Here is a 22,748-nt window from a genome sequence, read left to right on the forward strand (position 1 = left end):
CCCGCTCGCCGGCGTGGGTCGATTCCGGCCCCGGCCCGGTATCGAACAGCAACGCGTGATGCGCTGTTTCGATCAGCACCGACGTGCCCTGCCCGACGTCGAGCGCCGTCAGCCGGAAACCGCCGGGCGGCGGCCCGGGCGGCGCCGGCATCAGCAACGGCAACCACGTGAGGGGGGCGGCCCAGCGCAGCGGCCAGCCGCGTGGCGCCAGAAGCCAGAACACGCCGAGCGCCGCCGCGGCCAACGCCCATGCGCCCGGTTGCGGCAGCCACCAGAGCGTCCAGGCCGGACCGGACAGCATCAGCAAACCCGCGGCGAGCAGATCGAGCAGCGCATGGGCGGCGTGGAATGCCCAGGCATCGAGCGGCGCGGGCAATGCGACGCCGGCCAGCACCGCCGGCGTGATCAGCAGACTCACCCAAGGGATCGCAAACGCATTCGCGAGCGGACCGATCAGCGGAATCTGTGCGAACCAGTAGACCGTGAGCGGCGCGAGCGCGAGCGTCACCGCGATCTGTACGTGCGCGGCGCTGAGAAGGCGCTCGGCGAATGCGTGCAGGCGGCGCTTCAGCGCGGCGCGCAAGGACGCCAATTTGCCGGCGGTCTCGTGGCCCACTATGACCCCAGCAGCCTCACCTGCTTCGCCAGCCCCGCCATCCTCGCCCTCGCCCTCGCTATCGCCGTCGCGATTGCGCTGCCGAACCCTCACGCGCGGGCGTCCCGACATCGCGAACAGAATCGCGGCCACTGCGCAGAACGACAGCCAGAAGCCCGCCGACACGACCGCCCACGGATCGATCAGCAGTACGAATCCCAGCGCCCACGCCAGCACCACCGAGCGCGCGAGATTGCGCCCACTGACGAACGCCAGGGCGACGACACCCGCCATCCATAGCGCGCGCTGCGCCGGCACGTTGAAGCCGGCCAGCGCCGCATGCAGCGCGGCAAAACCCGCGCCGCCGACCGCTGCGACGACTTGCGCCGGCAGCCGCAGCGGCCAGTCCCGGCCGATCCATGCGGAGCGCCGCCACACCGCGCCCACGAGCCAGCCGGCCAGCCCCGCGACGAGGCCGATGTGCAAGCCCGATATCGCCACGAGATGACTCGTGCCGGTGCGGCGCATCACCAGCCAGTCGGCGGCGCTGACCTCGTCCTGTGCGCCGATCGCCAGCGCCACGACGATCCCGCGATGCGGCGCGTCGCCGAGCACCGCATCGATGCGCGAGCGCAACGCCGCGCGCCAGCGGTCCACGAGCACGCGCGGGCCGCGCGCCTCGCCCGGCAAACGGATCGCGTGAGCCGGCGCGCTGACATAGCCGGTTGCCCGCACGTTGCGCGCGAGCAGGTTCGCTTCTGCATCGCGCACGCCGAAGTTCGCGTTGCCATGCGGCCGCTTGAGCCGCACGCTCAGACGCCAGCGCTCGCCCGGCGCAAGAGGCGGCGCCGGGGCATCATCGGCAATCCAGGAGAGTTGAATCACGCGCGGGAACGCGGCGATCGGCGCCTCGGCGGCTTCGACTTCGAAGAGAAAATGCGCGCCTTTCCCGTCGCGTGACGGCAGGCCCCTGATACTGCCGACGATGTCGATATCCCGGCCTTCCCACGCGAGCGGCAAGCTCGTCGCAAGCCGTATTTCGGCGCGCAAAGCGGCATAACCGAAGCCGATGCTGATTGCCGCGCACCATACGGCGCCCCAGCCAGCGAACGATCGCAGACGCCGGTTGAACCGGATGTGGCGCCAGTGTGAAGTTGAGCGCAGAGCCTGCGGCTGGCCCAGAGCCGAAATGGGACCCGAGCTCGCCTCCCGCAACCCCCAAACCGCCACGACACACGCCATTACTCCAAGCACAACCAACCCGCACCAGCCCCGCCAATCCGCCAACGCCGCCTGCCGCTGCAGCCAGATCACGCCCAACGCAAACCCGCACCATCCTGCCCGCATTCGCCCTCCGTCCGGCTGCGCCGGACGACATCACGCGCGGCGAGCAGACGTCAGCAAGCCCGCCCGGCGTGGGTTTCGCCCGGCGCGAAACACTCAGACCAACGAGATCGATTATGCAGAGGAAAGTGCGAGGCGCGGCAGCGCGGCGAGCGCGTTGGCCGTTGTGCCTAGGGCGGTTGCGTCGGCGCTCAAGCCGCGCAGTTCGGCGAGTCCCGCGCCGATGCCCGGAATCTGCTCCGGTGAGTTGCGCTGCTTGTACATCCACGCAGGCGCGATGTCCGGCGCGTCGGTTTCGACGACCAGCGCGTCGAGGGGCAACTGCTCGGCGAGCCGGCGGATTTGCCGCGCTCGCTCGAAGGTCAGATTGCCGCCGAAGCCGAGGTGCATGCCCTGGTCGATATAGGCCTGAGCCTGCTGGAAACTGCCGTTAAAGGCGTGCGCGATGCCGCGATGGATCTGATGCCGCCGCAACCCCTTGATGACCTGATCCTGCGATTTGCGCACGTGGCAAATCACCGGCAGGTCGAACTCGCGCGCGAGTTGCAGTTGACCGTTGTAGAAAAGTTGCTGGCGCGCATCGTCGAGGCCGTCGACGAAATAGTCGAGCCCGATCTCGCCGATCCCGACGAATAGAGGATCGTCGAGACTCGCCTCGATCTCCATACGCAGCAGATCGAGGTCGCGCTCGTCGGCGCCGGGCGTGAACAGCGGATGAATGCCGAGCGCGTACGCGCCGCCGTCGATCCGGTGCGCGAGTTCGCGCACCATCGCGAAATTCTGCCGGCCGATTGCCGGAATCACGATGCGCGCCACGCCCGCATTGCGCGCCGACGCCGCGACCGCGTCGCGGTCGGCGTCGAATTCAGAAGCGTCGAGATGACAGTGTGTATCGATCCACATGACGTACCTCGTGAAACTGGTGGCACGCGCTTGCGGCAAGCGGCAAGCGCGCGGCCCTCAGACCGGCACCGGCGGCTCTTCGTGCAGCACGCCGTCGCGCAGCCGCATGATGCGGTCGCAACGTCCGGCCAGCTCCGGATCGTGCGTGACGATCACGAAACTCGTCTCGAGCGTTTGCGACAGTTCGAGCATCAGGTTGAACACCGTGTCCGCGGTGCCCCCGTCGAGGTTGCCGGTCGGCTCGTCGGCCAGCACGCAGGCCGGTTTGGTCACCAGCGCCCGCGCGATCGCCACGCGCTGGCGCTCGCCACCCGACAGCTCGCCCGGGCGATGCTTCGCGCGATGTCCCATGCCGACCCGCTCCAGCACCTGCAGCGCTTCGCGGCGCGCGGCGTCGGTCGTCATGCGGCGAATTCGCAGCGGCATCGCGACGTTGTCGAGTGCGGAGAACTCCGGCAGCAAATGGTGAAACTGATAGACGAAACCGAGCGCGCGATTGCGCAAGTCGTTACGTTCGCGCTCGGAGAGCTGCGTGAACGGCTTGCCCATCACCGAGACGTGGCCGGCGCTCGGGTCGTCGAGACCGCCGAGCACGTGCAGCAGCGTGCTCTTGCCGGAGCCCGACGCGCCGACGATGGCCAGCTTCTCCCCGCGGCGCACGCTCAGTTGCGTGTTGTTGAGCACCTGCACATTCAGGCCGCCCTGCACGAACGATTTGGAAATGCCGGTTGCTTCGAGCACGTACGGATACGGCGCTGTGTCCTGAGTGGCCATGGAGAGATTAGCGGAACGGTCATTCATAGCGCAGCGCCTCCGCGGGACGGACTTTCGCACCGCGCCAGCTCGGATAAAGCGTCGCCACCGCCGACATCAGGAACGCGATGATGCCGATGCGCGCGACGTCGGCCGGAATCAGCTCGGAGGGCAACTCGCTGATGAAGTACACCGACGGCGGCAGAAACTGCACGCCGAGCATGTGTTCGATCATCGGCACGAGCCATGGAATGCTCCACGCGATCAGGCAGCCGAGCGCGACGCCCGTCGCGGTGCCGATGAAGCCGATCGTCACGCCCTGCACGACGAAGATCTTCATGATCGAGCCGGGCTGCGCGCCGAGCGTGCGCAAGATCGCGATGTCGGCCTGCTTGTTGGTCACGGTCATCACCAGCGACGAAACGAGATTGAATGCCGCCACCGCGATGATCAACGTGAGGATGATGAACATCATGCGTTTTTCGATCTGCACCGCCGAGAACCAGGTCTTGTTCTGCTGCGTCCAGTCGCGGATGTACAGATCACCCGACAGACTGCGCGCAAGCTGATGCGCGACCTCCGGCGCGCGCTGCATGTCGGTCAGCCGCAGCCGCACGCCGGTCGGCGCGGGTAGGCGGAACAGCGCCTGCGCGTCCTTGATGTTGATCAGCGCGAGCGTGCTGTCGTACTCGTAATGCCCCGACTCGAAGATGCCCACCACGGTGAACTGTTTCAGGCGCGGCAGCATGCCGGCCGGCGTGATCGTGCCTTCGGGCGCGACCAGGGTGATCTTGTCGTTGAGCTGCACGCCGAGATTGGTGGCGAGGTCCGCACCGAGCACGATGCCGAAGTCGCCCGGCACGAGATCGGTCAGCTTGCCGCCTTTCATTTCCTTACCGATGTCGGACACTTGAGGCTCGAGCGTCGGCTCGACGCCGCGCAGCGCGACGCCGCTCACGGCATCCTGGCGCGTGAGCAGCGCCTGCGCTTCGACATAGGGCGCCGCACCGATCACTTCCTTGTTCTGGCGCGCTTCCTGGGCGGTCAATTGCCAGTTGGGCATCGACCCGGTTGGCGAAAAGATTTCGACGTGCGCGAGCACCGACAGCATCCGGTCGCGCACCTCTTTCTGGAACCCGTTCATCACCGACAGCACGACGATCAGCGCCGCGACACCAAGTGCGATGCCGGACATCGACACCAGCGCGATGAACGAGATGAAGCCGTTGCCGGTCGTGCGTTTGCCGGCGCGCGTGTAGCGCCAGCCAATCTGCCATTCGTAGGGAAATTTCAAGCGAATCCTTGTCTGCGTTCTTCGGCTGCGTTGTTCTGCCTTGCGCTGCGCTTGAGAGGCGTGGAGCGCCCGCCGCGCGGCCCGAGCGTGTGATCGTTGGTGTCGCGGCAGCGCCGATGGTTCCGGCGTCGCTGCGTCGCTGAGTAGCAAAACGCGCGCCCCGGCGTTCCGCTGCGCGGTGGATGGGCTGCGCCGCCGCTGCCGTCACCGCCGCATCTGCTGATGCCACCGCCGATCAAGCGCGAAGTTTGCCATACAATGTCGCCCGCTCGCGCAAAGGCCATAGGGAACGGGCTCGCGCTGTGGAGGCGGCGGCGTCCGGCGAGGCCCGCTCCGGTGACGGAAAAAGCCCGGTTCAGCGGATGACGCCAGGTTTGGCGTGACGGTGTTTATGGGTCGGTGGGGTTTCCGTGACGCGTCCTTTGCCCTTCGCGCGCCCCGCCGTTTGCCGTTCACCCTCGCCGGTGCCGGGCGTCTGACGCCCACCTGCGCTATCGCAAGTTATAACGCCCGCGCAGCTCATTAATGATTCCCGCCGCGGCAGTGCTCGCCACCTCGCGCACATCAGCGTCCTTACGGTCGCGATGCAGATGGCTGATGTCCCAATTGCAGCCGTCCTCGTCCTCGACGGTCTCGTGGAAGCCGGTCGGAATCCAGCCGGCCGTGACCGGGTCGGCATCGAGCGCTTTAACCACCAGTTCTAACAGTTCCTGCTCGGTTTTCAGTTCACGCGGCATGCCGGTCTCCATCGTCATGTGCGCGGTGCCGCCGCGCGCGGCTCTCTGCGACGACCGCATGGCACCCGCCCTACCGCCAGGCAGGGCGCCGCCGCGATGCGTCGAGCGGGAAGCTGATGGTCGGAATACTCGCACTCTTTGCCCTACAATGCGCAGCATCATGCTCGCCAACCGTCTCCATCTTCTGCTGCCCTTCGCGCTGCCCGCTGCAGCGGATGCCTCCACCGCCCTTCACGACATCCACAGCCCTGCGCTCGACCGGCTGATCGCGCGCGCGACGCTGGTCGAACGGGTGGTCGGCGAGGATTTTCAGCGCACGCTGCCGCACGAGCGCTGGGTGGCCCGCCAGTTCGGCGCCCTGCCGGCGGGCGCGGCAGCGGCCGACGAAGCGCCGCTCGCCCCGTATATGCTGCGCGCCGACGGCGGTGATCCCGGCGACGCCACCTGGGCCTGCGTCCAGCCCGTGCATGTGCGCATCGCGCACGATCACCTGGTGCTGATCGATCCCGCCTCGCTCGACCTGTCCGACGACGAAGCCGGCGCGCTGCTCGCCGTCGCGCGGCCGCTGATCGAGGAGCTCGGCGTGCGCATCGAGGCGCCGAAACCCGCGCGCTGGTACCTGTCCGGCGACGGCTTCGGCACGCTGGCGGGCGCCTCGCCGTTGCGCGCGAGCGGCCGCAACATCGAAATCTGGCTGCCGCACGAAGCGCATTCCGGCGAGCGGTCGCGCGCGTGGATGAAGCTGCAGAACGAAGTGCAGATGGCGTGGTTCGAACACCCGGTCAACGAAGCGCGCGAGGCGCGGGGCCTGCCGGCCGTCAACTCGATCTGGTTTCACGCGCAGGGTGCGGCGCGGCCGGTGCACAGCCCGTTCGCGCGGGTATTTTCCGATGCCGCGGCGACACGCGGTCTCGCGATGAGCGCCGGTGTCGGGACCGGCGCCCCGCCCGCGTCGTTTGCGGCACTGTCGGCGCTGTCCGGCGGCGTGACGGGTGCACCGGCCCGAGCGACGGCCAATGGGACAGGCGTGGCGATGAGCCGTGACCCGGGCGGCGACACAGACGGCGACACAAACGGCCCCGCCAACGGCCGGACCGGCAGCGCCGATAGCCCGACCGGCGCCACGCTGGTCGAACTCGACCCATTCTCGGCGCCTTACATCGAGCAGGACTGGGCGCGCTGGAACCACGCCTTCGCGGCCTTGCAAACCGACTGGTTCGAACCCGTGCTCGCGGCGCTGCAATCCGGGCAACTCGCCGAACTCGGCCTGACCCTGTGCGGCGACACGGGCTCGGTGACGCTCACGCTCACGCGCGGCGATCTGCGCAAATTCTGGCGGCGGCGCGTGCTGGCCTCGCTCTTCATCGAATGATTTACCGCCTGCTCCCCGGCCTCTCCGAATGACTCGAATCGTTACGCGCACCTGCTCCCCGGTCGACGCCGACATCCTCACCCGCCACGGTCTGCACCCGGTGCTCGCGCGTCTGTACGCCGCACGCGGCGTGTGCCTGCCCGATGAAATCGAAACCGGTCTCGCGCGGCTCGTGCCGCCCGTCGCGCTGAAGGGTTGCGAAGAGGCGGCCGTGCTGCTCGCCGACGCGATCCAGCACCGGCGCCGCATGCTGGTGGTCGCCGACTACGACTGCGACGGCGCCACCGCCTGCGCGGTCGCGGTGCGCGGCCTGCGCATGTTCGGCGGCCAGATCGAGTATCTGGTGCCGAACCGCTTCGAGTACGGCTACGGCCTCACGCCCGAGATCGTTGCACTGGCCGCACGCAGCGCGTCGGGAAAACCGGAGCTGCTGATAACCGTCGATAACGGCATCGCCAGCGTCGACGGTGTCGAGGCGGCCAACGCGCTCGGCATCGACGTGCTGGTCACCGATCACCACCTGCCCGGCGACGAACTGCCCGCCGCCCGCGCGATCGTCAATCCGAACCAGCCGGGCTGCACGTTCCCGAGCAAGTGCATCGCGGGCGTCGGCGTGATGTTCTACGTGCTGCTCGCGTTGCGAGCGGAATTGCGCCGCCGTGGCGCGTTCGGCGACGCCTTTCCCGAGCCGCGCCTCGACGGTCTGCTCGATCTGGTCGCGCTCGGCACGGTCGCCGACGTGGTCAAGCTCGACGGCAATAACCGCGTGCTGGTCGCGCAAGGCTTGCAGCGCATCCGCAAAGGCAAGATGCAGCCGGGCATTGCCGCGCTCTTTCGCGCCGCCGCGCGCGACGCCCGCAGCGCATCGGGCTTCGACCTCGGCTTCGCGCTCGGGCCGCGGCTGAACGCGGCGGGACGCCTGTCGGACATGTCGCTCGGGATCGAATGCCTGACTACCGACGACATCGGCCGCGCATGGGACCTCGCGCAGCAACTCGACACGATGAACCGCGAGCGCCGCGAGATCGAAGCCGGCATGCAGCAGCAGGCGCTCGACGATCTCTCGTCCATCGACCCGGACGGCGCGACCACCATCACGCTGTTCAATCCGGGCTGGCATCAGGGTGTGATCGGCATCGTCGCCGGACGGCTGAAGGAGAAATTCCACCGGCCCTCGTTCACCTTCGCGCTCGCCGACGACAGCGGCCAAACCGTCAAAGGTTCGGGTCGCTCGATCCCCGGTTTCCATCTACGCGATGCGCTCGACCTCATCTCGAAGCGCGAGCCGAACCTGATCGTCAAATTCGGCGGTCATGCGATGGCCGCGGGCCTGACGCTCGCCGCCGCGGACGTCCCGCGCTTCACCGCCGCGTTCGAGGCGGTCGGCCGCGAGTGGCTGTCCGAGGACGCGCTGTCGCGCACGGTGGAAACCGACGGCGAGCTGGAAGACGCGTACTTCACGCCGCAATTCGTCGAGATGCTCGACGCGGCCGTATGGGGCCAAGGCTTTCCGGCGCCGGTGTTTTCGGGCGAATTCGACATCGCGTCACAGGCGCTGGTGAAGGACAAGCATCTGAAGCTGCAGCTCGTACGCGGGCGCCAACGCTTTAACGCGATCTGGTTCAACCACACCGACACGCTGCCCGCGCGGACCACCGTCGTCTACCGGCTGGCGAGCGACACGTGGAACGGCGTGTCGCGCGTGCAACTGATCGTCGAGCATGCGGCGAGTTGAGGCGGCGGTTGAAGTGGGCAACTGACGTAAGCCGCTGCGGTACGCCACGAAAGCGGGCAAGGTGACGTGGCCGGTCGCTGTGGCCAACCGGCGCGGCCAAACCGATGCAGCAGGCTGAACCGCCGACCCGCATCGCCCCCGGCCATCCCGCCGGCGCCGCCGCGAAAACGTCGAAAATCTCCGCAGAATCAACCCCGAACGCGCGCCGGATCGCTCGAGAGCCTCCGGCGCGGCGCGTCGATCGGCTATAATTTCCCCTTTTTACGAAGCTATAAAAGATCGACATGGAAGCGGAACGTCTCAACGCGATCGAAGCCTCTCTGGCGGATCTGCGCGCACGCGCGGACTCGCTACGGGGGTATCTTTGACTACGACGACAAAGCACTGCGTCTAATCGAAGTCAACCGGGAACTCGAAGACCCGGACGTCTGGAACGACTCGAAGCACGCCCAGGCCCTCGGCCGGGAAAAGAAACTGCTCGACGACACCGTCGGCAAGCTCACCTCGCTCGATAACGATCTGCGCGACGCGCAGGACCTGTTCGACATGGCGCGTGAAGAAGCCGACGACGAAACCCTCCTCGCCTGCGAAGCGGACGCGCAAGGCATCGAACAACGCGTCGCCGACATGGAATTCCGCCGGATGTTCGCGAACCCGGCCGACCCGAACAACGCGTTTCTCGACATCCAGGCCGGCGCCGGCGGCACCGAAGCGTGCGACTGGGCGTCGATGCTGCTGCGCCAGTACCTGCGCTACTGCGAACGCAAGGGCTTCAAGACCGAAGTGCTGGAGCAGACCGACGGCGACGTCGCGGGCATCAAGAACGCGACGATCAAGATCGAAGGCGAATACGCCTACGGCTTCCTGCGCACCGAAACCGGCGTGCACCGCCTCGTGCGCAAGTCGCCGTTCGACTCGTCGGGCGGGCGTCATACGTCGTTCTCGTCGGTGTTCGTGTACCCGGAAATCGACGACTCGATCGAAGTGGACATCAACCCGGCCGATCTGCGCATCGACACGTACCGCGCGTCCGGCGCGGGCGGTCAGCACATCAACAAGACCGACTCCGCGGTGCGTATCACGCACATGCCGTCGGGCATCGTCGTGCAGTGCCAGAACGACCGTTCGCAGCACCGCAACCGCGCCGAAGCGATGGCCATGCTGAAGTCGCGCCTATACGAAGCGGAAATCCGCAAGCGTCAGGAAGAGCAGGACAAGCTCGAAGCCGGCAAGACCGATGTGGGCTGGGGGCATCAGATCCGCTCGTACGTGCTGGACAACAGCCGTATCAAGGATCTGCGCACCAACGTCGAAATCAGCAATACCAAGAGCGTGCTCGACGGCGACCTCGACCCGTTCATCAGCGCAAGCCTGAAACAGGGCGTGTAACCCGCGCAACCGGCGCGGCTTTGCAATGAGCCGCGCCGCATCTTTTTACCGCCTGAGGTTTTTACACTGACTGGCCCCCCGCATCCGGCGCACTCCGGTGCATGCCGATGCGGGCCACCGAACACACATCATCATGACCGAATCGACCCAGCCTAATGCGGCGCAGCCCAATGCGGCCCAGCCGACAGTCGCGCCCGAGGTGGACGACAACAAGATCATCGCCGAGCGCCGTGAAAAGTTGCGCGAGCTGCGTGAGCAAGGCGTCGCTTATCCGAACGATTTCCGTCCCACGCACCACGCCGAAGATCTGCAGGCGCAGTTCGAGCATACCGACAAGGAAGCGCTCGAAGCGAATCCGCTCGAAGTCGCGATCGCCGGGCGCATGATGCTCAAGCGCGTGATGGGCAAGGCGAGCTTCGCGACCGTGCGCGACGGCTCGGGTCAGATCCAGTTCTTCATCACGCCGGCCGACGTCGGCCAGCAAACGTACGACGCCTTCAAGAAGTGGGACATGGGCGACATCGTCGCGGCGCGCGGCGTGCTGTTCCGTACCAACAAGGGCGAGCTGTCGGTGCGGTGTACCGAGCTGCGTCTGCTGTCGAAGTCGCTGCGTCCGCTGCCGGACAAGTTCCACGGTCTGTCGGACCAGGAAATGAAGTATCGCCAGCGCTACGTCGACCTGATCGTCACGCCGGAAACGCGCAAGACGTTCGTCGCGCGCACCAGGGCGATCTCGTCGATCCGCAAGTTCATGGCCGACGCCGACTTCATGGAAGTCGAAACGCCGATGCTGCATCCCATTCCGGGCGGCGCGGCGGCCAAGCCGTTCACCACGCATCACAACGCGCTCGACATGCAGATGTTCCTGCGTATCGCGCCGGAGCTGTATCTGAAGCGTCTGGTGGTCGGCGGCTTCGAGCGTGTGTTCGAGATCAATCGTAACTTCCGCAATGAAGGCGTGTCGGTGCGCCACAATCCGGAATTCACGATGATCGAGTTCTACGCGGCATACACCGATTACAAGTGGTTGATGGATTTCACCGAGCAGTTGATCCGCCAGGCCGCGATCGACGCACTGGGCACGGCCACCATCACCTATCAGGGCCGCGAACTCGATCTGGCCAAGCCGTTCCATCGACTGACGATCACCCAGGCGATCCAGAAGTACGCGCCGCAATACACGAACGAGCAACTCGCCGACAGTGCGTTCCTGCGCACCGAGCTGAAGAAGTTCGGCGTCGACGCGTCGCAGCCGCAGTTCCTGAACGCGGGCGTGGGCTCGCTGCAACTGGCGCTGTTCGAAGAGACCGCCGAGTCGCAATTATGGGAACCGACCTACATCATCGACTACCCGATCGAAGTGTCGCCGCTCGCGCGCGCGTCGGACAAGGTCGGCGGCATCACCGAGCGCTTCGAACTGTTCATCACGGGCCGCGAGATCGCCAACGGCTTCTCGGAACTAAACGATCCGGAAGACCAGGCTGCCCGCTTCAAGAAGCAGGTCGACCAGAAGGACGCCGGCGACGAGGAAGCGATGTTCTACGACGCGGACTATATTCGCGCGCTCGAATACGGCATGCCGCCGGCCGGTGGTTGCGGGATCGGGATCGATCGTCTGGTGATGATGCTGACGGACAGCCCGAGCATCCGCGACGTGATTCTGTTCCCGCATCTGCGTCGCGAAGACTGATTTTCACGCGGTTCGCATCAAAGCAAACGCCCGGCTGAAAGCCGGGCTTTTTCTTGCGGCGCACGCTCGGCCGGCCTTCATGCGCGTGTTCGACGGTTTGTAACTATAGGTAAAAGGCATGAAGCTCAGTCCGGTCGCTGCATCGGGCATCCATGTCGGACGTTGCAAAGACCAAGGCTCTCCGCCCGCTTGCCCGTGGATGGCGGCGCGGCCCGACCGTAGCCGGTTACAAATTGAAACGCTAGCGGGATCGAATTGCCGGACATTCAGTCTGAGTAAAGTCGACTCTGCCAAAGACGGAGGCCAATATGGACAAGTCCACCAACGATACCCCGCCCACGCAGCAACGCCGTCTCCACCCGCTCGTCGCGGGCGCGGCCGCGGCGGTCATCATCGCGAGCCTCGCCGCGACTGCGGCCGTCACGGGCCTGTTCTCGAAGGCGTCGAGCAGCGGCGCGCAAACCGATCAGACTCAGGCCGCGCAAGTGACGACACAACCGGGCGTCGTCGATTCGGCGGCGCCGGTTAATGGGCCGGCGCAACAACAGCTGGCGCAACAGCAACACGCGCCGCAGCAGGCCCAACAGCCGGCGCCGGAACCTGCGCCGCCACAGCAGCCACAGTATGCCCAGCAGCAACAGCCTCAGCCTGCGCCGCACTACGCGCAACAACCTCCCCCCTCCCCCGCCTATTGCTCGACATGCGGCACGGTCGTTGCCATTTCGGCGGTCCGTCAGGAAGGTCATGGCACTGGCATCGGCGCGGTCGGCGGCGCGGTGGCCGGTGGCGTAGTCGGCAACCAGTTCGGTGCTGGCGGCGGCCGCACCGCGATGACGCTGCTCGGCGCGCTGGGCGGCGGCCTCGCTGGCAACTCGGTCGAAAAGCACATCCGTAGCTCGACGTCGTATTCGGTGCGGGTGCGGATGGAAAACGGCAAGACGCGCTATTTCACGTATCACGAAGCGCCGCCGTTCCAGCAAGGTCAGCGCGTTCGGGTCGAAAACGGCACGCTGGCCGCGGGCTAGGCCAACGCAAAGGCCAAGGGAGGCAGTCCGGCATTTCCGCGGACGTTAAAAAAGGCGATTCCAGTGGAATCGCCTTTTTCTTTGCTGCGAGGTAACCGAAGCGGAACCGTTTCACGCATCGGCCACGGCCCAGTCAGTCACGTCGCGCTCAGTAATCCGCGTCTTCAATCCATGCAGCCTGAATCGCCTCGAGGATCTTTTCGCTCGAACGGTTAGGATCGTCGTCGAATCCTTCCAGCTCGGTGACCCAACGGTGCAAGTCGGTGAAGCGCACCTGCTGCGGATCGATGTCCTGGTGCTTGTCAGTCAGGGCCATCGCGATGTCTTGCGTATCGGTCCACTTCATGGCTGCATCCTCCTGTTAGTGGTTTTCCTTCGCGTGATTGATCGAATAACGCGGAATTTCGACGACCAGGTCCTGCTCCGCCGGCACCATCGCCTGGCACGACAGACGCGAAGACGGCTCGAGCCCCCACGCCTTGTCCAACAGATCGTCCTCGTCTTCCTCGGACGGCGTCAAGGCGGCGAAACCCTCACGCACGATCACGTGACAGGTCGTGCACGCGCAGGACTTCTCGCACGCGTGCTCGATTTCAATGCCGTTCTCGAGCAGATTGTCGCAAATGCTCTTGCCGGGCACGGCGTCGATCACCGCGCCTTCCGGGCACAGTTCGACGTGGGGCAGCACAACGATTTGAGGCATACATTTTCCGTTTGGGTCTGAGGCGCGGCGGCCATCAACGGGCTCCGCACCATTTTACTGGCGCCGCGCGGACTTTTTAATAAGTCCGCGCGGCGCGCTTGAACGTCGGTGGCCGGCGCAGCGCCTGCCGGCCCGCGCCGCTCAGATCTCGTCGAGCTTGCGGCCGGCGAGTGCGCGGCGAATGCCCTTGTTCATGCGGCGGGCAGCAAATTCGTCGGTGCCCTCGGCGAGCGTTCTGGTCGCGGCTTCGATTGCGCTGGCGTCGTCGCTTTGCGCGACTTTGCGCAATGCGTCGAGTAACGCGTCGAGCGCGGCGCGCTCCTCGTCGTCGAGCAATTCGGCGTCGGCGGCGAGCGCCGCGTCGGTCGCTTCCACCAGACGCCGCGCTTCGACCTGCGCCTCGCGCAAAGCACGCGCACGCATGTCGACTTCGGCGGTCGAGAAGCTGTCTTCGAGCATGCGGGCGACGTCGTCGTCGGCGAGGCCATACGACGGTTTGACCACCACCGATGCCTCCACGCCCGAGCCCTGCTCACGCGCGAACACGGACAGCAGACCGTCCGCGTCGACCTGATAGGTCACGCGAATGCGCGCCGCGCCGGCCGCCATCGGCGGAATGCCGCGCAGTTCGAAACGCGCGAGCGAACGGCAGTCGCTGACGAGTTCGCGCTCGCCTTGCACGACGTGAATCGCCATCGCGGTCTGGCCGTCCTTGAAGGTCGTGAAATCCTGCGCGCGAGCGACCGGAATCGTCGAGTTGCGCGGAATGATCTTTTCGGTGAGCCCGCCCATGGTCTCGACGCCGAGCGACAGCGGAATCACATCTAGCAGCAGCCACTCGTCGCCGTCCGCGCCGCGGTTGCCCGCGAGCAGATCGGCCTGGATCGCCGCGCCAAGCGCGACGACCTGGTCCGGGTCGAGGTTGACGAGCGGCGGCTGGCCGAAGAACGATTCGACCGAGCGGCGGATCACCGGCATGCGCGTCGCGCCGCCGACCAGCACGACGCCCTTGATTTCTTTGGTCGTGACCCTGGCGTCGCGCAGGGCTTTTTTCGTGGGCCCGAGCGTGCGCTGCACGAGCGCCTGAGTGATGGCCTCGAAAGTGGCTTCAGTGATCGTCAGATCGAGCCTGGTGCCGTTCGACAGCGTCACCGCAAGGGTAGCCTCGGGCGCATCCGACAACGCCTCCTTGGCCGTGCGCACGCTGTCTAGCAGCAGGCGCACGTCTTCCGGTGCGAGCGTCTGCGGCGCGATACCCGACTGCTCCAGCACGTGGCGATACAGCGCATGGTCGAAATCGTCACCGCCTAGCGCGGAGTCGCCGCCCGCCGCGAGCACTTCGAATACGCCCTTGGTGAGCTTGAGGATCGACAGGTCGAAGGTGCCCCCGCCGAGGTCGTACACCGCGTACAGGCCCTCGGAGCCATTGTCGAGCCCGTAGGCGATCGCCGCCGCGGTCGGCTCGTTCAGCAGGCGCAGCACGTTCAGGCCGGCCAGGCGCGCGGCGTCCTTGGTGGCCTGGCGCTGGGCTTCGTCGAAGTAAGCCGGCACCGTGATGACCGCGCCGACCAGCTCGTCGCCGAGCGAGTCTTCAGCGCGCTGGCGCAGCGTCGCAAGAATTTCGGCCGACACTTCGACCGGGCTCTTCACGCCGTCGACCGTGCGGATCTGCACCATGCCGGGGGCGTCGATGAAATCGTACGGCGCATTTTCAGCGCCTTCCACTTCCGCCTTGCCACGTCCCATGAAGCGCTTGACCGAGACGATCGTGTTGCGCGGATCAATCGCCGCTTCGGCCTTGGCCGTGCGGCCGATCCGGCGGCCGCCCTTTTCCAGGTAGCGCACCACCGACGGCAGCAGCGCGTGGCCGTCCTCGTCGGGCAGCACATCGGGCACGCCGCTGCGCACCGCGGCGACGAGGGAGTTGGTGGTGCCGAGATCGATACCGACCGCCAGACGCCGCTGATGAGGCGCCGGCGCCATGCCGGGTTCGGAGATTTGCAGTAAGGCCATCTGGATCTTCTCGGGGCCGCTTTGCCCCGTCCTGAATTTTCGCGTTGCTGGATGTAATGCTACGGCTGCTGGCTGCTGCTTTGCTTCGTGTCAGGTTGCGTCTGCGTTCGTGTTCGATGGAAATTCGCCCACGGCACGTCGGATGCTAATCCTCGAGTCGCTCGATCTGCACGCCGATTTCCGACGCCACCCGCTCGATGAACATCAACTGCCGCACCGCTTCGCCCGCCGCCTGGTTCGCGCCGCTGTCGAGCGACGCGCCGAGCTTGCCGAAGCGCACGCGCTCTTCATCGCGCAGTTCCGTCAGCAAGGCGTCGAGCGCGTCGACGTTCTTCGCCGCGGCCGCGTCTTCGATGCTTTCGCGCCACTCCATCTGCTGCATCAGGAAGGCCGGATCCATCGCCGTGTTGTTCTCGGCGCCGACATCGATGCCGCGCAGCGACAGCAGATACGTGGCACGCTTTAGCGGATTGCGCAGCGTCTGATACGCCTCGTTCGCGCGCGTCGCCCATTGCATCGCGATGCGCTTTTGCGCGTCGCCGGCTGCCGCGAAGCGGTCCGGATGCACTTGCGCCTGCACCGTGCGGTACGCGTGATCGAGCGTCGCCGCGTCGAGCGCGAATTGCGCCGGCAGATCGAACAGATCGAAGTGGCTGTCGTTCAGCGAGGCCATCGGATTAAAAGTCCGTTGATGAAAGCGCACCGGAGTGCAGTCTAAAAATGTGGCTCGAAAGCACAAGCGTGGCCGGGCGTGAAAGAAAGGCAAACCAGCCAGGCGCGACGAACGCGGATGCGCGGATCAAATTAAAAAGGCGGCCCGCGCCGCCTTTGATCCGCTGCACGCGGAAGTCTTCCGATTTATACGCGGAACGACTCGCCGCAACCGCATTCGTCCTTCACGTTCGGGTTGTTGAACTTGAAGCCTTCGTTCAACCCTTCGCGTGCGAAGTCGAGTTCCGTGCCGTCGATATAGGCGAGGCTCTTCGGGTCCACAATGATCTTTACGCCGTTGGTGTCGAACACCTGGTCTTCGGGCGCGAGTTCGTCCACATACTCGAGCTTGTAGGCCAAGCCGGAGCAACCGGTCGTACGCACGCCGACGCGCAGCCCGACGCCTTTACCGCGACGGGTCAGATACTTCTGGACGTGCTGTGCTGCCTTTTCGGTCAACGTAATTGCCATAGCGTTTCTCATTGCACAGTGCGCGCGCCGTACGGGTGTCGATCCCCCGTGTGACGCCTTGCGCCCTGCAGCCCTGCCTGCATCAAATATCGCTCATGCTGGACGGCGCGTTGAATCTGCTCCGTCCGCTTCCTGTCACTCAACCGCGCTCAACCCCGCGCCACAAAGATCGCTCAAGCGTGCTGCTTGTCGCCTTCGACGACCGCTGCTTCACCGTGACGTTGCTTGTAGTCGGCGACCGCAGCCTTGATCGCGTCTTCCGCGAGGATCGAGCAGTGGATCTTCACCGGCGGCAGCGCGAGTTCTTCGGCGATCTGCGTGTTCTTGATCGACATTGCCTGATCGAGCGTCTTGCCCTTCACCCATTCGGTGACGAGCGAGCTCGACGCGATTGCCGAACCGCAGCCGTACGTCTTGAACTTCGCGTCTTCGATGACACCGTCCGCGCCCACGCGGATCTGCAGCTTCATCACGTCGCCGCAGGCCGGCGCGCCGACCATGCCAGTGCCGACCGCATCGTCGTCCTTCGCGAAGGAACCGACGTTGCGCGGGTTTTCGTAGTGGTCCAGAACCTTGTCGCTATAAGCCATGATTACACTCCTTGATCCATTTCAACCTGCAATTTGCAATTCGATGAATTCGACGTCGTCCAACCGGCGCGTCAGTGCGCTGCCCACTGGATGGTCGAAATATCGATCCCGTCCTTGTGCATTTCCCACAGCGGCGACAAGTCGCGCAGCTTCGAAATCTTGCTCTTGAGCAGGTTGATCACGTAGTCGACGTCCTGTTCGGTCGTGAAGCGGCCCACCGTGAAGCGGATCGAGCTGTGCGCGAGCTCATCGTTGCGGCCGAGTGCGCGCAGCACGTACGAGGGTTCCAGCGAAGCCGACGTGCAAGCCGAGCCCGACGACACCGCCACGTCCTTCACCGCCATGATCAGCGATTCGCCTTCGACGAAATTGAAGCTGATGTTCAGGTTGTGCGGCACACGCTTTTCCATGTCGCCGTTCACATACACTTCTTCCATTTCCGACAGGCCGGCAAGCAGACGGTCGCGCAGCATGCGGATGCGCTCGTTTTCCGTCGCCATTTCTTCGCGTGCGATACGGAACGCTTCGCCCATACCGACGATCTGGTGCGTGGCAAGCGTGCCCGAGCGCATACCGCGCTCGTGACCGCCGCCGTGCATCTGTGCTTCGATGCGGATACGCGGCTTGCGACGCACGTAAAGCGCGCCGATGCCCTTCGGGCCGTAGGTCTTGTGTGCCGAGAACGACATCAGATCGACCTTCAGCTTTTGCAGGTCGATGGCGATCTTGCCGGTGGCTTGCGCCGCGTCGACGTGGAAAATGATGCCCTTCTCGCGGGTGATTTCGCCGATCGCCTCGATGTCCTGGATCACGCCGATCTCGTTGTTCACCGACATCACCGACACCAGAATCGTGTCGGGGCGCAGCGCGGCCTTGAATTTTTCCAGGTCGATCAGACCGTCGTCCTTGACGTCCAGATACGTGACTTCAAAGCCTTCGCGCTCGAGTTCGCGGCAGGTGTCGAGCACGGCCTTGTGCTCGGTTTTCACCGTGATGACGTGCTTGCCCTTGCTCTTGTAGAAGTGCGCGGCGCCCTTGATCGCAAGGTTGTCCGACTCCGTTGCACCCGAGGTCCAGATGATTTCGCGCGGGTCTGCGTTGACCAGCGCGGCGACGTTTTCACGCGCTTCTTCGACCGCACGCTCCGCCGCCCAGCCATACGAGTGGCTGCGCGATGCGGGGTTGCCGAACTGCTCGCGCAGATACGGAATCATCTTGTCCACCACGCGCGGATCGATCGGCGTCGTAGCGCTGTAGTCCATGTAAATGGGCAGATGGAGAGAGTCGTTGTTCATCAATTGCTCCGGGGACGTCATGTGCTCTGGCTTCTGGGTTCTTGATCAGGCGGCGAATGCTAGATACCGCGCCTCACGAACCGGCCATGTTGAAAACGGAATTGGGCCCTTTCGGCACGGTGCGAACAGGCTCGACCGCCGGCGCTTCGTTGCGCCTGTCGCGCAGCACCGCCGGCGCGCCTTCGCGCGAGCGCTGCTGATCGACCAGATCCTTCAGGGAGACCGAATCGAGGTACTCGACCATTTTCTGGTTCAGCGTCGACCACAGTTCATGCGTCATGCAGTGGCCGTCGTGCTGTTTGGTGCCCTCGCACGAGCCCTTGCCGCCGCACTGGGTGGCATCGAGCGGCTCGTCGACCGCGATGATGATATCGGCCACCGTCACGTCTTCGGCACGGCGGGCCAGATTGTAGCCGCCGCCCGGCCCGCGCACGGACTCGACGATTTCGTGACGACGCAGCTTGCCAAACAGCTGCTCAAGGTACGACAGGGAGATATGTTGGCGCTGGCTGATACCCGCAAGCGTCACCGGGCCCTGCTCCTGGCGCAGCGCCAGGTCAATCATCGCCGTGACGGCGAAACGGCCTTTCGTGGTGAGTCTCATATGGTGTGGGAACCGCAATTCTCGACAAGTTTGGTCAAGTATAAATACATGAGCGATTTAGTCAAGTATCCCTGCTGCGATTTGGGTCATTTACTTAATAACGGGTGGACCTGAATATGCCGCTATGGGAACTACGTGAGCAACTGGGGACGCAACGCGGCCATCAAGCCGCGGCAGGCGACTTCGCACTGATCCAGCACCTGCTCGAAGCCTTCCGCGCCGCCGAAATACGGATCGACGACTTCGCGGGTGCCGCCCCACCGGCCATCCGTTTCCGGGACGAATTCCATCAACAGCCGGATCTTGTCGCGCTGTGCCGCAGGGCAGATCTGGCGCAGCGCGGCGACGTTTTTGTCGTCCATCGCAATCAGCAGATCGAAGCGCTCGAAGTCAGCGGCGGTAATCTGGCGACCGCGTAGGGCCGCTAGCTTATAACCCCGCTGCCCGGCCGCATGCTGCGCGCGCTCGTCGGGTGGCAGACCGACGTGCCAGTCGCCCGTGCCCGCGGAATCGATCAGAATGCGCTCCGCGAGTTTCGCCTCATCGACCAGACGGCGCATCACGCCTTCCGCCGTCGGCGAACGGCAGATGTTCCCCAGGCACACGAAACAGACGGACACGGTTTTCATCGGGGTTTCGGGCGCTTTTTTCAGGCGCGACTGATGGTTAATCAATAGTGCCGCGATTATACAAAGCCGGGCACATTCTCGCCGACGGGTGTTGCGGCGGCCTTCTTACAGAGAAGTTGCATCGATTCGGCGAAGCAGTCGATCGACAGCCGGCATGCACGGTCAGCAAAGCTGTCGGCCCTGAACTCAGGATGCCTCGGCAAGCGGCATCGAGGCCGTGGCTCGCATCGGCTTGGCAGGTAGGGCCGAAGCGGCGTCGATCATGCCGTACGAGACGGCGCGCGCGAGTTCCGCGGTCAACTGATCAGCATCCAGCGTCATCTGCGGAGCGCGTGAGGCAGCAGCGCCGCAAATATGAAGGTAAGCAGCCGCAGCGAGTGGCACAACGATAGCCAGGGGCCAGTACACCGATATTGTCTTTTTCATGATGTGTTTTCCAATTAGGGGCGCATGAGCTTGTGGCGCACTATGCCCAGTGCAAATGTTATAGGAATTTACAATCAGGAAAAACCCACCGATACGAGATACAGCATTGCTCTAAATGGAACAGTCAATTGTTGATCACGCCTGCGTCGGTGGCATGGGTTGGCACGAAAAAGAAATCCTTACAAACATATACAAACGACTTATGACGGACAGGGATAATAGCGGTCTTACGAAGGTAATCCTCTCGCATTGGCTCATCAAATGAAACGTCTTGCACCCCTTACCGGCGTCCTGATCGCCGCCCTGCTCGGCGGCTGCGCGGTCTATCCGGACGGCACGCCGATGTATAGCAACGGTTATGGCGGCGGATATAGCGGCTATGACGGTTATGACGGCTATCCCACCGGCGGCCCGGTCGTGCCGCAAACCAATGTATATATGGGATATAGCGATTACCCGGGCCCCGGCTACTACGGCGGACCGGGCCGCTACTACGGGCCGGGGCCGGGCTATCGGGGCTACCCGGACCGGGGTCGGCCGAACAATGACAATCATGGAAACCATGACAATCGCGGCGACAATGGCGGTCGGCATGGGCAGCCGAATGGCGGGCCACCTCCGCAGGGCGCGGTCGGCGGGCNGGCGGGTCAAATGCGCCACGCCCCGGCACGGGAGGCCCGCCGCCTCAGTCACCGCCGCAGCAGCAGGCGGGCAATGGCGGCGGGCGCGTGAGCGGTGACCGCGCAAGGCCCGCCAGAGACACGTCCGGTCGTCAATCTGGTGGAGCGATAACGCAGCATTGAGAGCTGCGTGCAACGCGATGCGGACATCGCTTTCGCAGGCTTCACCACGAGTGGCGAATCCCCACGCCCGATAATGAGTTGAGTTGCCGCGCTCAAGCGGCGGCTCGTCAATCTCATGGACTCTATTTTCTGCGCGGCACCGTGTTGCCGGCGCGGCGGGCCTCGCCGAGCCGCCAACCATTGCGCACATCTACGCGCAACGCCGCTCGCTCAACGCCAGTTCAGCTCAGCCAATATGGCTGCGTTGCGCGGCATACAACTCCCTGAACGTACGGCCGACCGGCGCCGGCATATCGCGCGTGTTGGTCCAGCCCGCGCCGCCCAGCGACAATTTAGTAATCGAACGATTGCGTCCACCCATCCGCTCCAGCACGCGCACGGCCAGCTTGGTGAAGAGCGCATAAGCGCCGGGATGCAGCGCCAGAAAACCCCACACGGCCAGCCCGACGCGCTCCTTCCACGGACGCAGCCGCCGCTCCACCTGCTTCTCCCGCAACTTGCGCAGCAAATCGGAGAGCGGAATCCCCACCGGGCACACGCTATTGCACTCGCCGCACAACGTCGCGGCCTGCGGCAAGTCCAGCGCCTTGTCAATTCCGACATAGCTCGGAGTCAATACCGAACCCATCGGCCCAGGATAAACCCATCCATATGCGTGGCCGCCGACCTTCTGATAAACCGGGCAATGATTCATGCAGGCACCGCAGCGGATGCATCTGAGCATCTCCTGAAAATCACCGCCGATCAGCCCCGTGCGCCCGCCATCGACCAGCACCACGTACATATGCTCGGGACCGTCCTGATCGTCCTCGCCGCGCGGCCCGGTCAGCACGGAAAAATAGTTCGACGTGCTCTGTCCGGTCGCCGAGCGCGGCAGCAGGCGCATCGCCGTCGCGAGGTCTTCGAGCGTCGGCAGCACTTTCTCGATGCCGGTGACCGCGACATGCACACGCGGCATCACCGTGCACATGCCTTCGTTGCCCTCGTTCGTGACGAGGACGACCGAGCCCGTTTCCGCAACCACGAAATTGCCGCCCGTCACGCCCATGTCCGCGCTCATGAAGTGCGGCCGCAGCATCTCGCGCGCTTCGCGCGTCATCTCGGGAATTTCGGTCAGACGCGGGCGGCCATGCGTCTTCGCGAACAGATCGGCGATCTCGTCCTTATCCTTATGGACGACCGGCGCGATGATGTGACTCGGCGGCTCGTTGTCGTTGATCTGCAGGATGTATTCGCCGAGATCGGTTTCGATCGACTGCACGCCCATTTGCCCCAGCACTTCGTTCAGGCGCATTTCCTCGGTAACCATCGACTTCGTCTTGATCACCTTCTTGACGTCGTGCCGCCGCGCGATGTCGCCGACGAGCCGCGCCGCCTCCTGGGTCGTTTCGGCGAACAGTACCGTCACGCCGCGCCGGCTCGCCTCGCGTTCGAAGTTTTCCAGCCACACGTCGAGATTGTCCAGTGCGCGATTGCGGCGTTCCTTGAGCGCCGCGCGAGTGGCGGGAAAGTCGATCGCGGTCATGGCCGCGGCGCGGGCCGACACGAACTTGGTGGACAGCTTGGTCAGGTTCTGCTGTAACCGCTGGTCGGCAAGTTTCTGACCGGCGCGAGCCTTGAACTGCATCGATTGGATTTGCATGGCGGCCTTGTGCGAAATCGAAAA

General features: G+C 64.8%; 21 protein-coding genes and 1 pseudogene. 6 read left to right on the plus strand and 16 right to left on the minus strand.

Features of this window, described 5'->3' with window-relative positions; all coding sequences use genetic code 11:
* From CIC12_RS17875 to CIC12_RS17895, 5 genes are all read right to left on the minus strand, one after another.
* A partial coding sequence (locus CIC12_RS17875) for a ComEC/Rec2 family competence protein (protein WP_168665484.1) occupies nucleotides 1-1,942 on the minus strand: 1,942 nt, incomplete at its 3' end.
* Nucleotides 1,943-2,053: 111 nt separating this feature from the next.
* A complete protein-coding gene (locus CIC12_RS17880) occupies nucleotides 2,054-2,842 on the minus strand; it encodes a TatD family hydrolase (RefSeq protein WP_168665486.1) in 789 nt (262 codons plus the stop codon).
* 57 nt (nucleotides 2,843-2,899) lie between these two features.
* Complete coding sequence (lolD, locus tag CIC12_RS17885; RefSeq protein WP_168665488.1) at nucleotides 2,900-3,643, minus strand: lipoprotein-releasing ABC transporter ATP-binding protein LolD; 744 nt, start codon at nucleotides 3,641-3,643, stop codon at nucleotides 2,900-2,902.
* A complete protein-coding gene (locus CIC12_RS17890; protein ID WP_168665490.1) occupies nucleotides 3,636-4,889 on the minus strand; it encodes a lipoprotein-releasing ABC transporter permease subunit in 1,254 nt (417 codons plus the stop codon). The genes lolD and CIC12_RS17890 overlap by 8 nt, the downstream gene beginning before the upstream one ends.
* 491 nt (nucleotides 4,890-5,380) lie before the next feature.
* Entirely contained in the window at nucleotides 5,381-5,686 is a 306-nt protein-coding gene (locus CIC12_RS17895) for a hypothetical protein (RefSeq protein WP_238812689.1), read from the minus strand.
* A gap of 88 nt (nucleotides 5,687-5,774) precedes the next feature.
* Here CIC12_RS17895 and CIC12_RS17900 point away from each other — a divergent pair, with 88 nt between their 5' ends.
* From CIC12_RS17900 to CIC12_RS17920, 5 genes are all read left to right on the plus strand, one after another.
* Entirely contained in the window at nucleotides 5,775-6,998 is a 1,224-nt protein-coding gene (locus CIC12_RS17900) for a regulator (RefSeq protein ID WP_168665494.1), read from the plus strand.
* Nucleotides 6,999-7,026: 28 nt separating this feature from the next.
* Nucleotides 7,027-8,733, plus strand: a complete 1,707-nt coding sequence (gene recJ, locus CIC12_RS17905) for a single-stranded-DNA-specific exonuclease RecJ (protein WP_168665496.1) — start codon at nucleotides 7,027-7,029, stop codon at nucleotides 8,731-8,733.
* Between the two features lie 284 nt (nucleotides 8,734-9,017).
* Nucleotides 9,018-10,122 (plus strand): peptide chain release factor 2 gene (prfB, locus tag CIC12_RS17910; RefSeq protein WP_168665498.1). Its coding sequence is split into 2 segments (ribosomal slippage): nucleotides 9,018-9,098 and nucleotides 9,100-10,122, totalling 1,104 coding nucleotides; the frame shifts between segments, so codons are not numbered across the junction.
* A gap of 133 nt (nucleotides 10,123-10,255) precedes the next feature.
* Nucleotides 10,256-11,812: a lysine--tRNA ligase gene (gene lysS / locus CIC12_RS17915; RefSeq protein WP_168665500.1), complete on the plus strand. Its 1,557-nt coding sequence runs from the start codon at nucleotides 10,256-10,258 to the stop codon at nucleotides 11,810-11,812.
* Nucleotides 11,813-12,120: 308 nt separating this feature from the next.
* Nucleotides 12,121-12,837: a glycine zipper 2TM domain-containing protein gene (locus CIC12_RS17920; protein ID WP_168665502.1), complete on the plus strand. Its 717-nt coding sequence runs from the start codon at nucleotides 12,121-12,123 to the stop codon at nucleotides 12,835-12,837.
* 148 nt (nucleotides 12,838-12,985) lie between these two features.
* Here the strand turns inward: CIC12_RS17920 and iscX are convergent, their stop codons facing one another.
* The 10 genes from iscX to CIC12_RS17970 all read right to left on the minus strand — a co-directional run bounded on the left by iscX (nucleotide 12,986) and on the right by CIC12_RS17970 (nucleotide 20,279).
* Nucleotides 12,986-13,183, minus strand: coding sequence for a Fe-S cluster assembly protein IscX (gene iscX / locus CIC12_RS17925; protein WP_121317322.1), 198 nt, complete (start codon nucleotides 13,181-13,183; stop codon nucleotides 12,986-12,988).
* A 15-nt stretch (nucleotides 13,184-13,198) separates the two neighbouring features.
* Entirely contained in the window at nucleotides 13,199-13,540 is a 342-nt protein-coding gene (fdx, locus tag CIC12_RS17930) for an ISC system 2Fe-2S type ferredoxin (protein WP_168665504.1), read from the minus strand.
* Nucleotides 13,541-13,681: 141 nt separating this feature from the next.
* Nucleotides 13,682-15,553, minus strand: a complete 1,872-nt coding sequence (gene hscA, locus CIC12_RS17935; RefSeq protein ID WP_168665506.1) for a Fe-S protein assembly chaperone HscA — start codon at nucleotides 15,551-15,553, stop codon at nucleotides 13,682-13,684.
* Nucleotides 15,554-15,698: 145 nt separating this feature from the next.
* Nucleotides 15,699-16,226, minus strand: a complete 528-nt coding sequence (gene hscB, locus CIC12_RS17940; protein WP_168665508.1) for a Fe-S protein assembly co-chaperone HscB — start codon at nucleotides 16,224-16,226, stop codon at nucleotides 15,699-15,701.
* A gap of 185 nt (nucleotides 16,227-16,411) precedes the next feature.
* Entirely contained in the window at nucleotides 16,412-16,735 is a 324-nt protein-coding gene (gene iscA, locus CIC12_RS17945) for an iron-sulfur cluster assembly protein IscA (protein ID WP_168665510.1), read from the minus strand.
* A 173-nt stretch (nucleotides 16,736-16,908) separates the two neighbouring features.
* The gene (iscU, locus tag CIC12_RS17950) at nucleotides 16,909-17,325 is read right to left on the minus strand and encodes a Fe-S cluster assembly scaffold IscU (protein WP_042322772.1); all 417 of its coding nucleotides are present in this window, start codon (nucleotides 17,323-17,325) and stop codon (nucleotides 16,909-16,911) included.
* A gap of 71 nt (nucleotides 17,326-17,396) precedes the next feature.
* Complete coding sequence (locus CIC12_RS17955) at nucleotides 17,397-18,620, minus strand: IscS subfamily cysteine desulfurase (protein ID WP_168665512.1); 1,224 nt, start codon at nucleotides 18,618-18,620, stop codon at nucleotides 17,397-17,399.
* Nucleotides 18,621-18,693: 73 nt separating this feature from the next.
* Nucleotides 18,694-19,224: a Fe-S cluster assembly transcriptional regulator IscR gene (iscR, locus tag CIC12_RS17960; RefSeq protein WP_042322770.1), complete on the minus strand. Its 531-nt coding sequence runs from the start codon at nucleotides 19,222-19,224 to the stop codon at nucleotides 18,694-18,696.
* 131 nt (nucleotides 19,225-19,355) lie between these two features.
* The gene (locus tag CIC12_RS17965; protein ID WP_168665515.1) at nucleotides 19,356-19,853 is read right to left on the minus strand and encodes a low molecular weight protein-tyrosine-phosphatase; all 498 of its coding nucleotides are present in this window, start codon (nucleotides 19,851-19,853) and stop codon (nucleotides 19,356-19,358) included.
* Between the two features lie 186 nt (nucleotides 19,854-20,039).
* On the minus strand, nucleotides 20,040-20,279 hold the full coding sequence (locus CIC12_RS17970; protein ID WP_168665517.1) for a hypothetical protein: 240 nt from the start codon (nucleotides 20,277-20,279) through the stop codon (nucleotides 20,040-20,042).
* A gap of 261 nt (nucleotides 20,280-20,540) precedes the next feature.
* Here CIC12_RS17970 and CIC12_RS17975 point away from each other — a divergent pair.
* A pseudogene (locus tag CIC12_RS17975) lies at nucleotides 20,541-21,082 on the plus strand (hypothetical protein).
* Nucleotides 21,083-21,308: 226 nt separating this feature from the next.
* On the opposite strand, the gene CIC12_RS17980 reads toward CIC12_RS17975, so the two are convergent.
* Nucleotides 21,309-22,724: a lactate utilization protein B gene (locus CIC12_RS17980; protein ID WP_168665519.1), complete on the minus strand. Its 1,416-nt coding sequence runs from the start codon at nucleotides 22,722-22,724 to the stop codon at nucleotides 21,309-21,311.
* Between the last annotated feature and the right edge of the window lie 24 nt (nucleotides 22,725-22,748).

The organism is Paraburkholderia sp. SG-MS1 (genome assembly GCF_012275575.1).
In the GTDB taxonomy this organism is placed as follows: Bacteria; Pseudomonadota; Gammaproteobacteria; order Burkholderiales; family Burkholderiaceae; genus Paraburkholderia.

Coding starts and splice junctions, on each gene's coding strand:
- CIC12_RS17880 (WP_168665486.1), bottom strand. CDS start 2,842: ATGTGGATCGATACACACTGTCATCTCGACGCTTCTGAATTCGACGCC.
- lolD (WP_168665488.1), bottom strand. CDS start 3,643: ATGAATGACCGTTCCGCTAATCTCTCCATGGCCACTCAGGACACAGCG.
- CIC12_RS17895 (WP_238812689.1), bottom strand. CDS start 5,686: ATGCGGTCGTCGCAGAGAGCCGCGCGCGGCGGCACCGCGCACATGACG.
- CIC12_RS17900 (WP_168665494.1), top strand. CDS start 5,775: ATGCGCAGCATCATGCTCGCCAACCGTCTCCATCTTCTGCTGCCCTTC.
- recJ (WP_168665496.1), top strand. CDS start 7,027: ATGACTCGAATCGTTACGCGCACCTGCTCCCCGGTCGACGCCGACATC.
- lysS (WP_168665500.1), top strand. CDS start 10,256: ATGACCGAATCGACCCAGCCTAATGCGGCGCAGCCCAATGCGGCCCAG.
- CIC12_RS17920 (WP_168665502.1), top strand. CDS start 12,121: ATGGACAAGTCCACCAACGATACCCCGCCCACGCAGCAACGCCGTCTC.
- iscX (WP_121317322.1), bottom strand. CDS start 13,183: ATGAAGTGGACCGATACGCAAGACATCGCGATGGCCCTGACTGACAAG.
- fdx (WP_168665504.1), bottom strand. CDS start 13,540: ATGCCTCAAATCGTTGTGCTGCCCCACGTCGAACTGTGCCCGGAAGGC.
- hscA (WP_168665506.1), bottom strand. CDS start 15,553: ATGGCCTTACTGCAAATCTCCGAACCCGGCATGGCGCCGGCGCCTCAT.
- hscB (WP_168665508.1), bottom strand. CDS start 16,226: ATGGCCTCGCTGAACGACAGCCACTTCGATCTGTTCGATCTGCCGGCG.
- iscA (WP_168665510.1), bottom strand. CDS start 16,735: ATGGCAATTACGTTGACCGAAAAGGCAGCACAGCACGTCCAGAAGTAT.
- iscU (WP_042322772.1), bottom strand. CDS start 17,325: ATGGCTTATAGCGACAAGGTTCTGGACCACTACGAAAACCCGCGCAAC.
- CIC12_RS17955 (WP_168665512.1), bottom strand. CDS start 18,620: ATGAACAACGACTCTCTCCATCTGCCCATTTACATGGACTACAGCGCT.
- iscR (WP_042322770.1), bottom strand. CDS start 19,224: ATGAGACTCACCACGAAAGGCCGTTTCGCCGTCACGGCGATGATTGAC.
- CIC12_RS17965 (WP_168665515.1), bottom strand. CDS start 19,853: ATGAAAACCGTGTCCGTCTGTTTCGTGTGCCTGGGGAACATCTGCCGT.
- CIC12_RS17970 (WP_168665517.1), bottom strand. CDS start 20,279: ATGAAAAAGACAATATCGGTGTACTGGCCCCTGGCTATCGTTGTGCCA.
- CIC12_RS17980 (WP_168665519.1), bottom strand. CDS start 22,724: ATGCAAATCCAATCGATGCAGTTCAAGGCTCGCGCCGGTCAGAAACTT.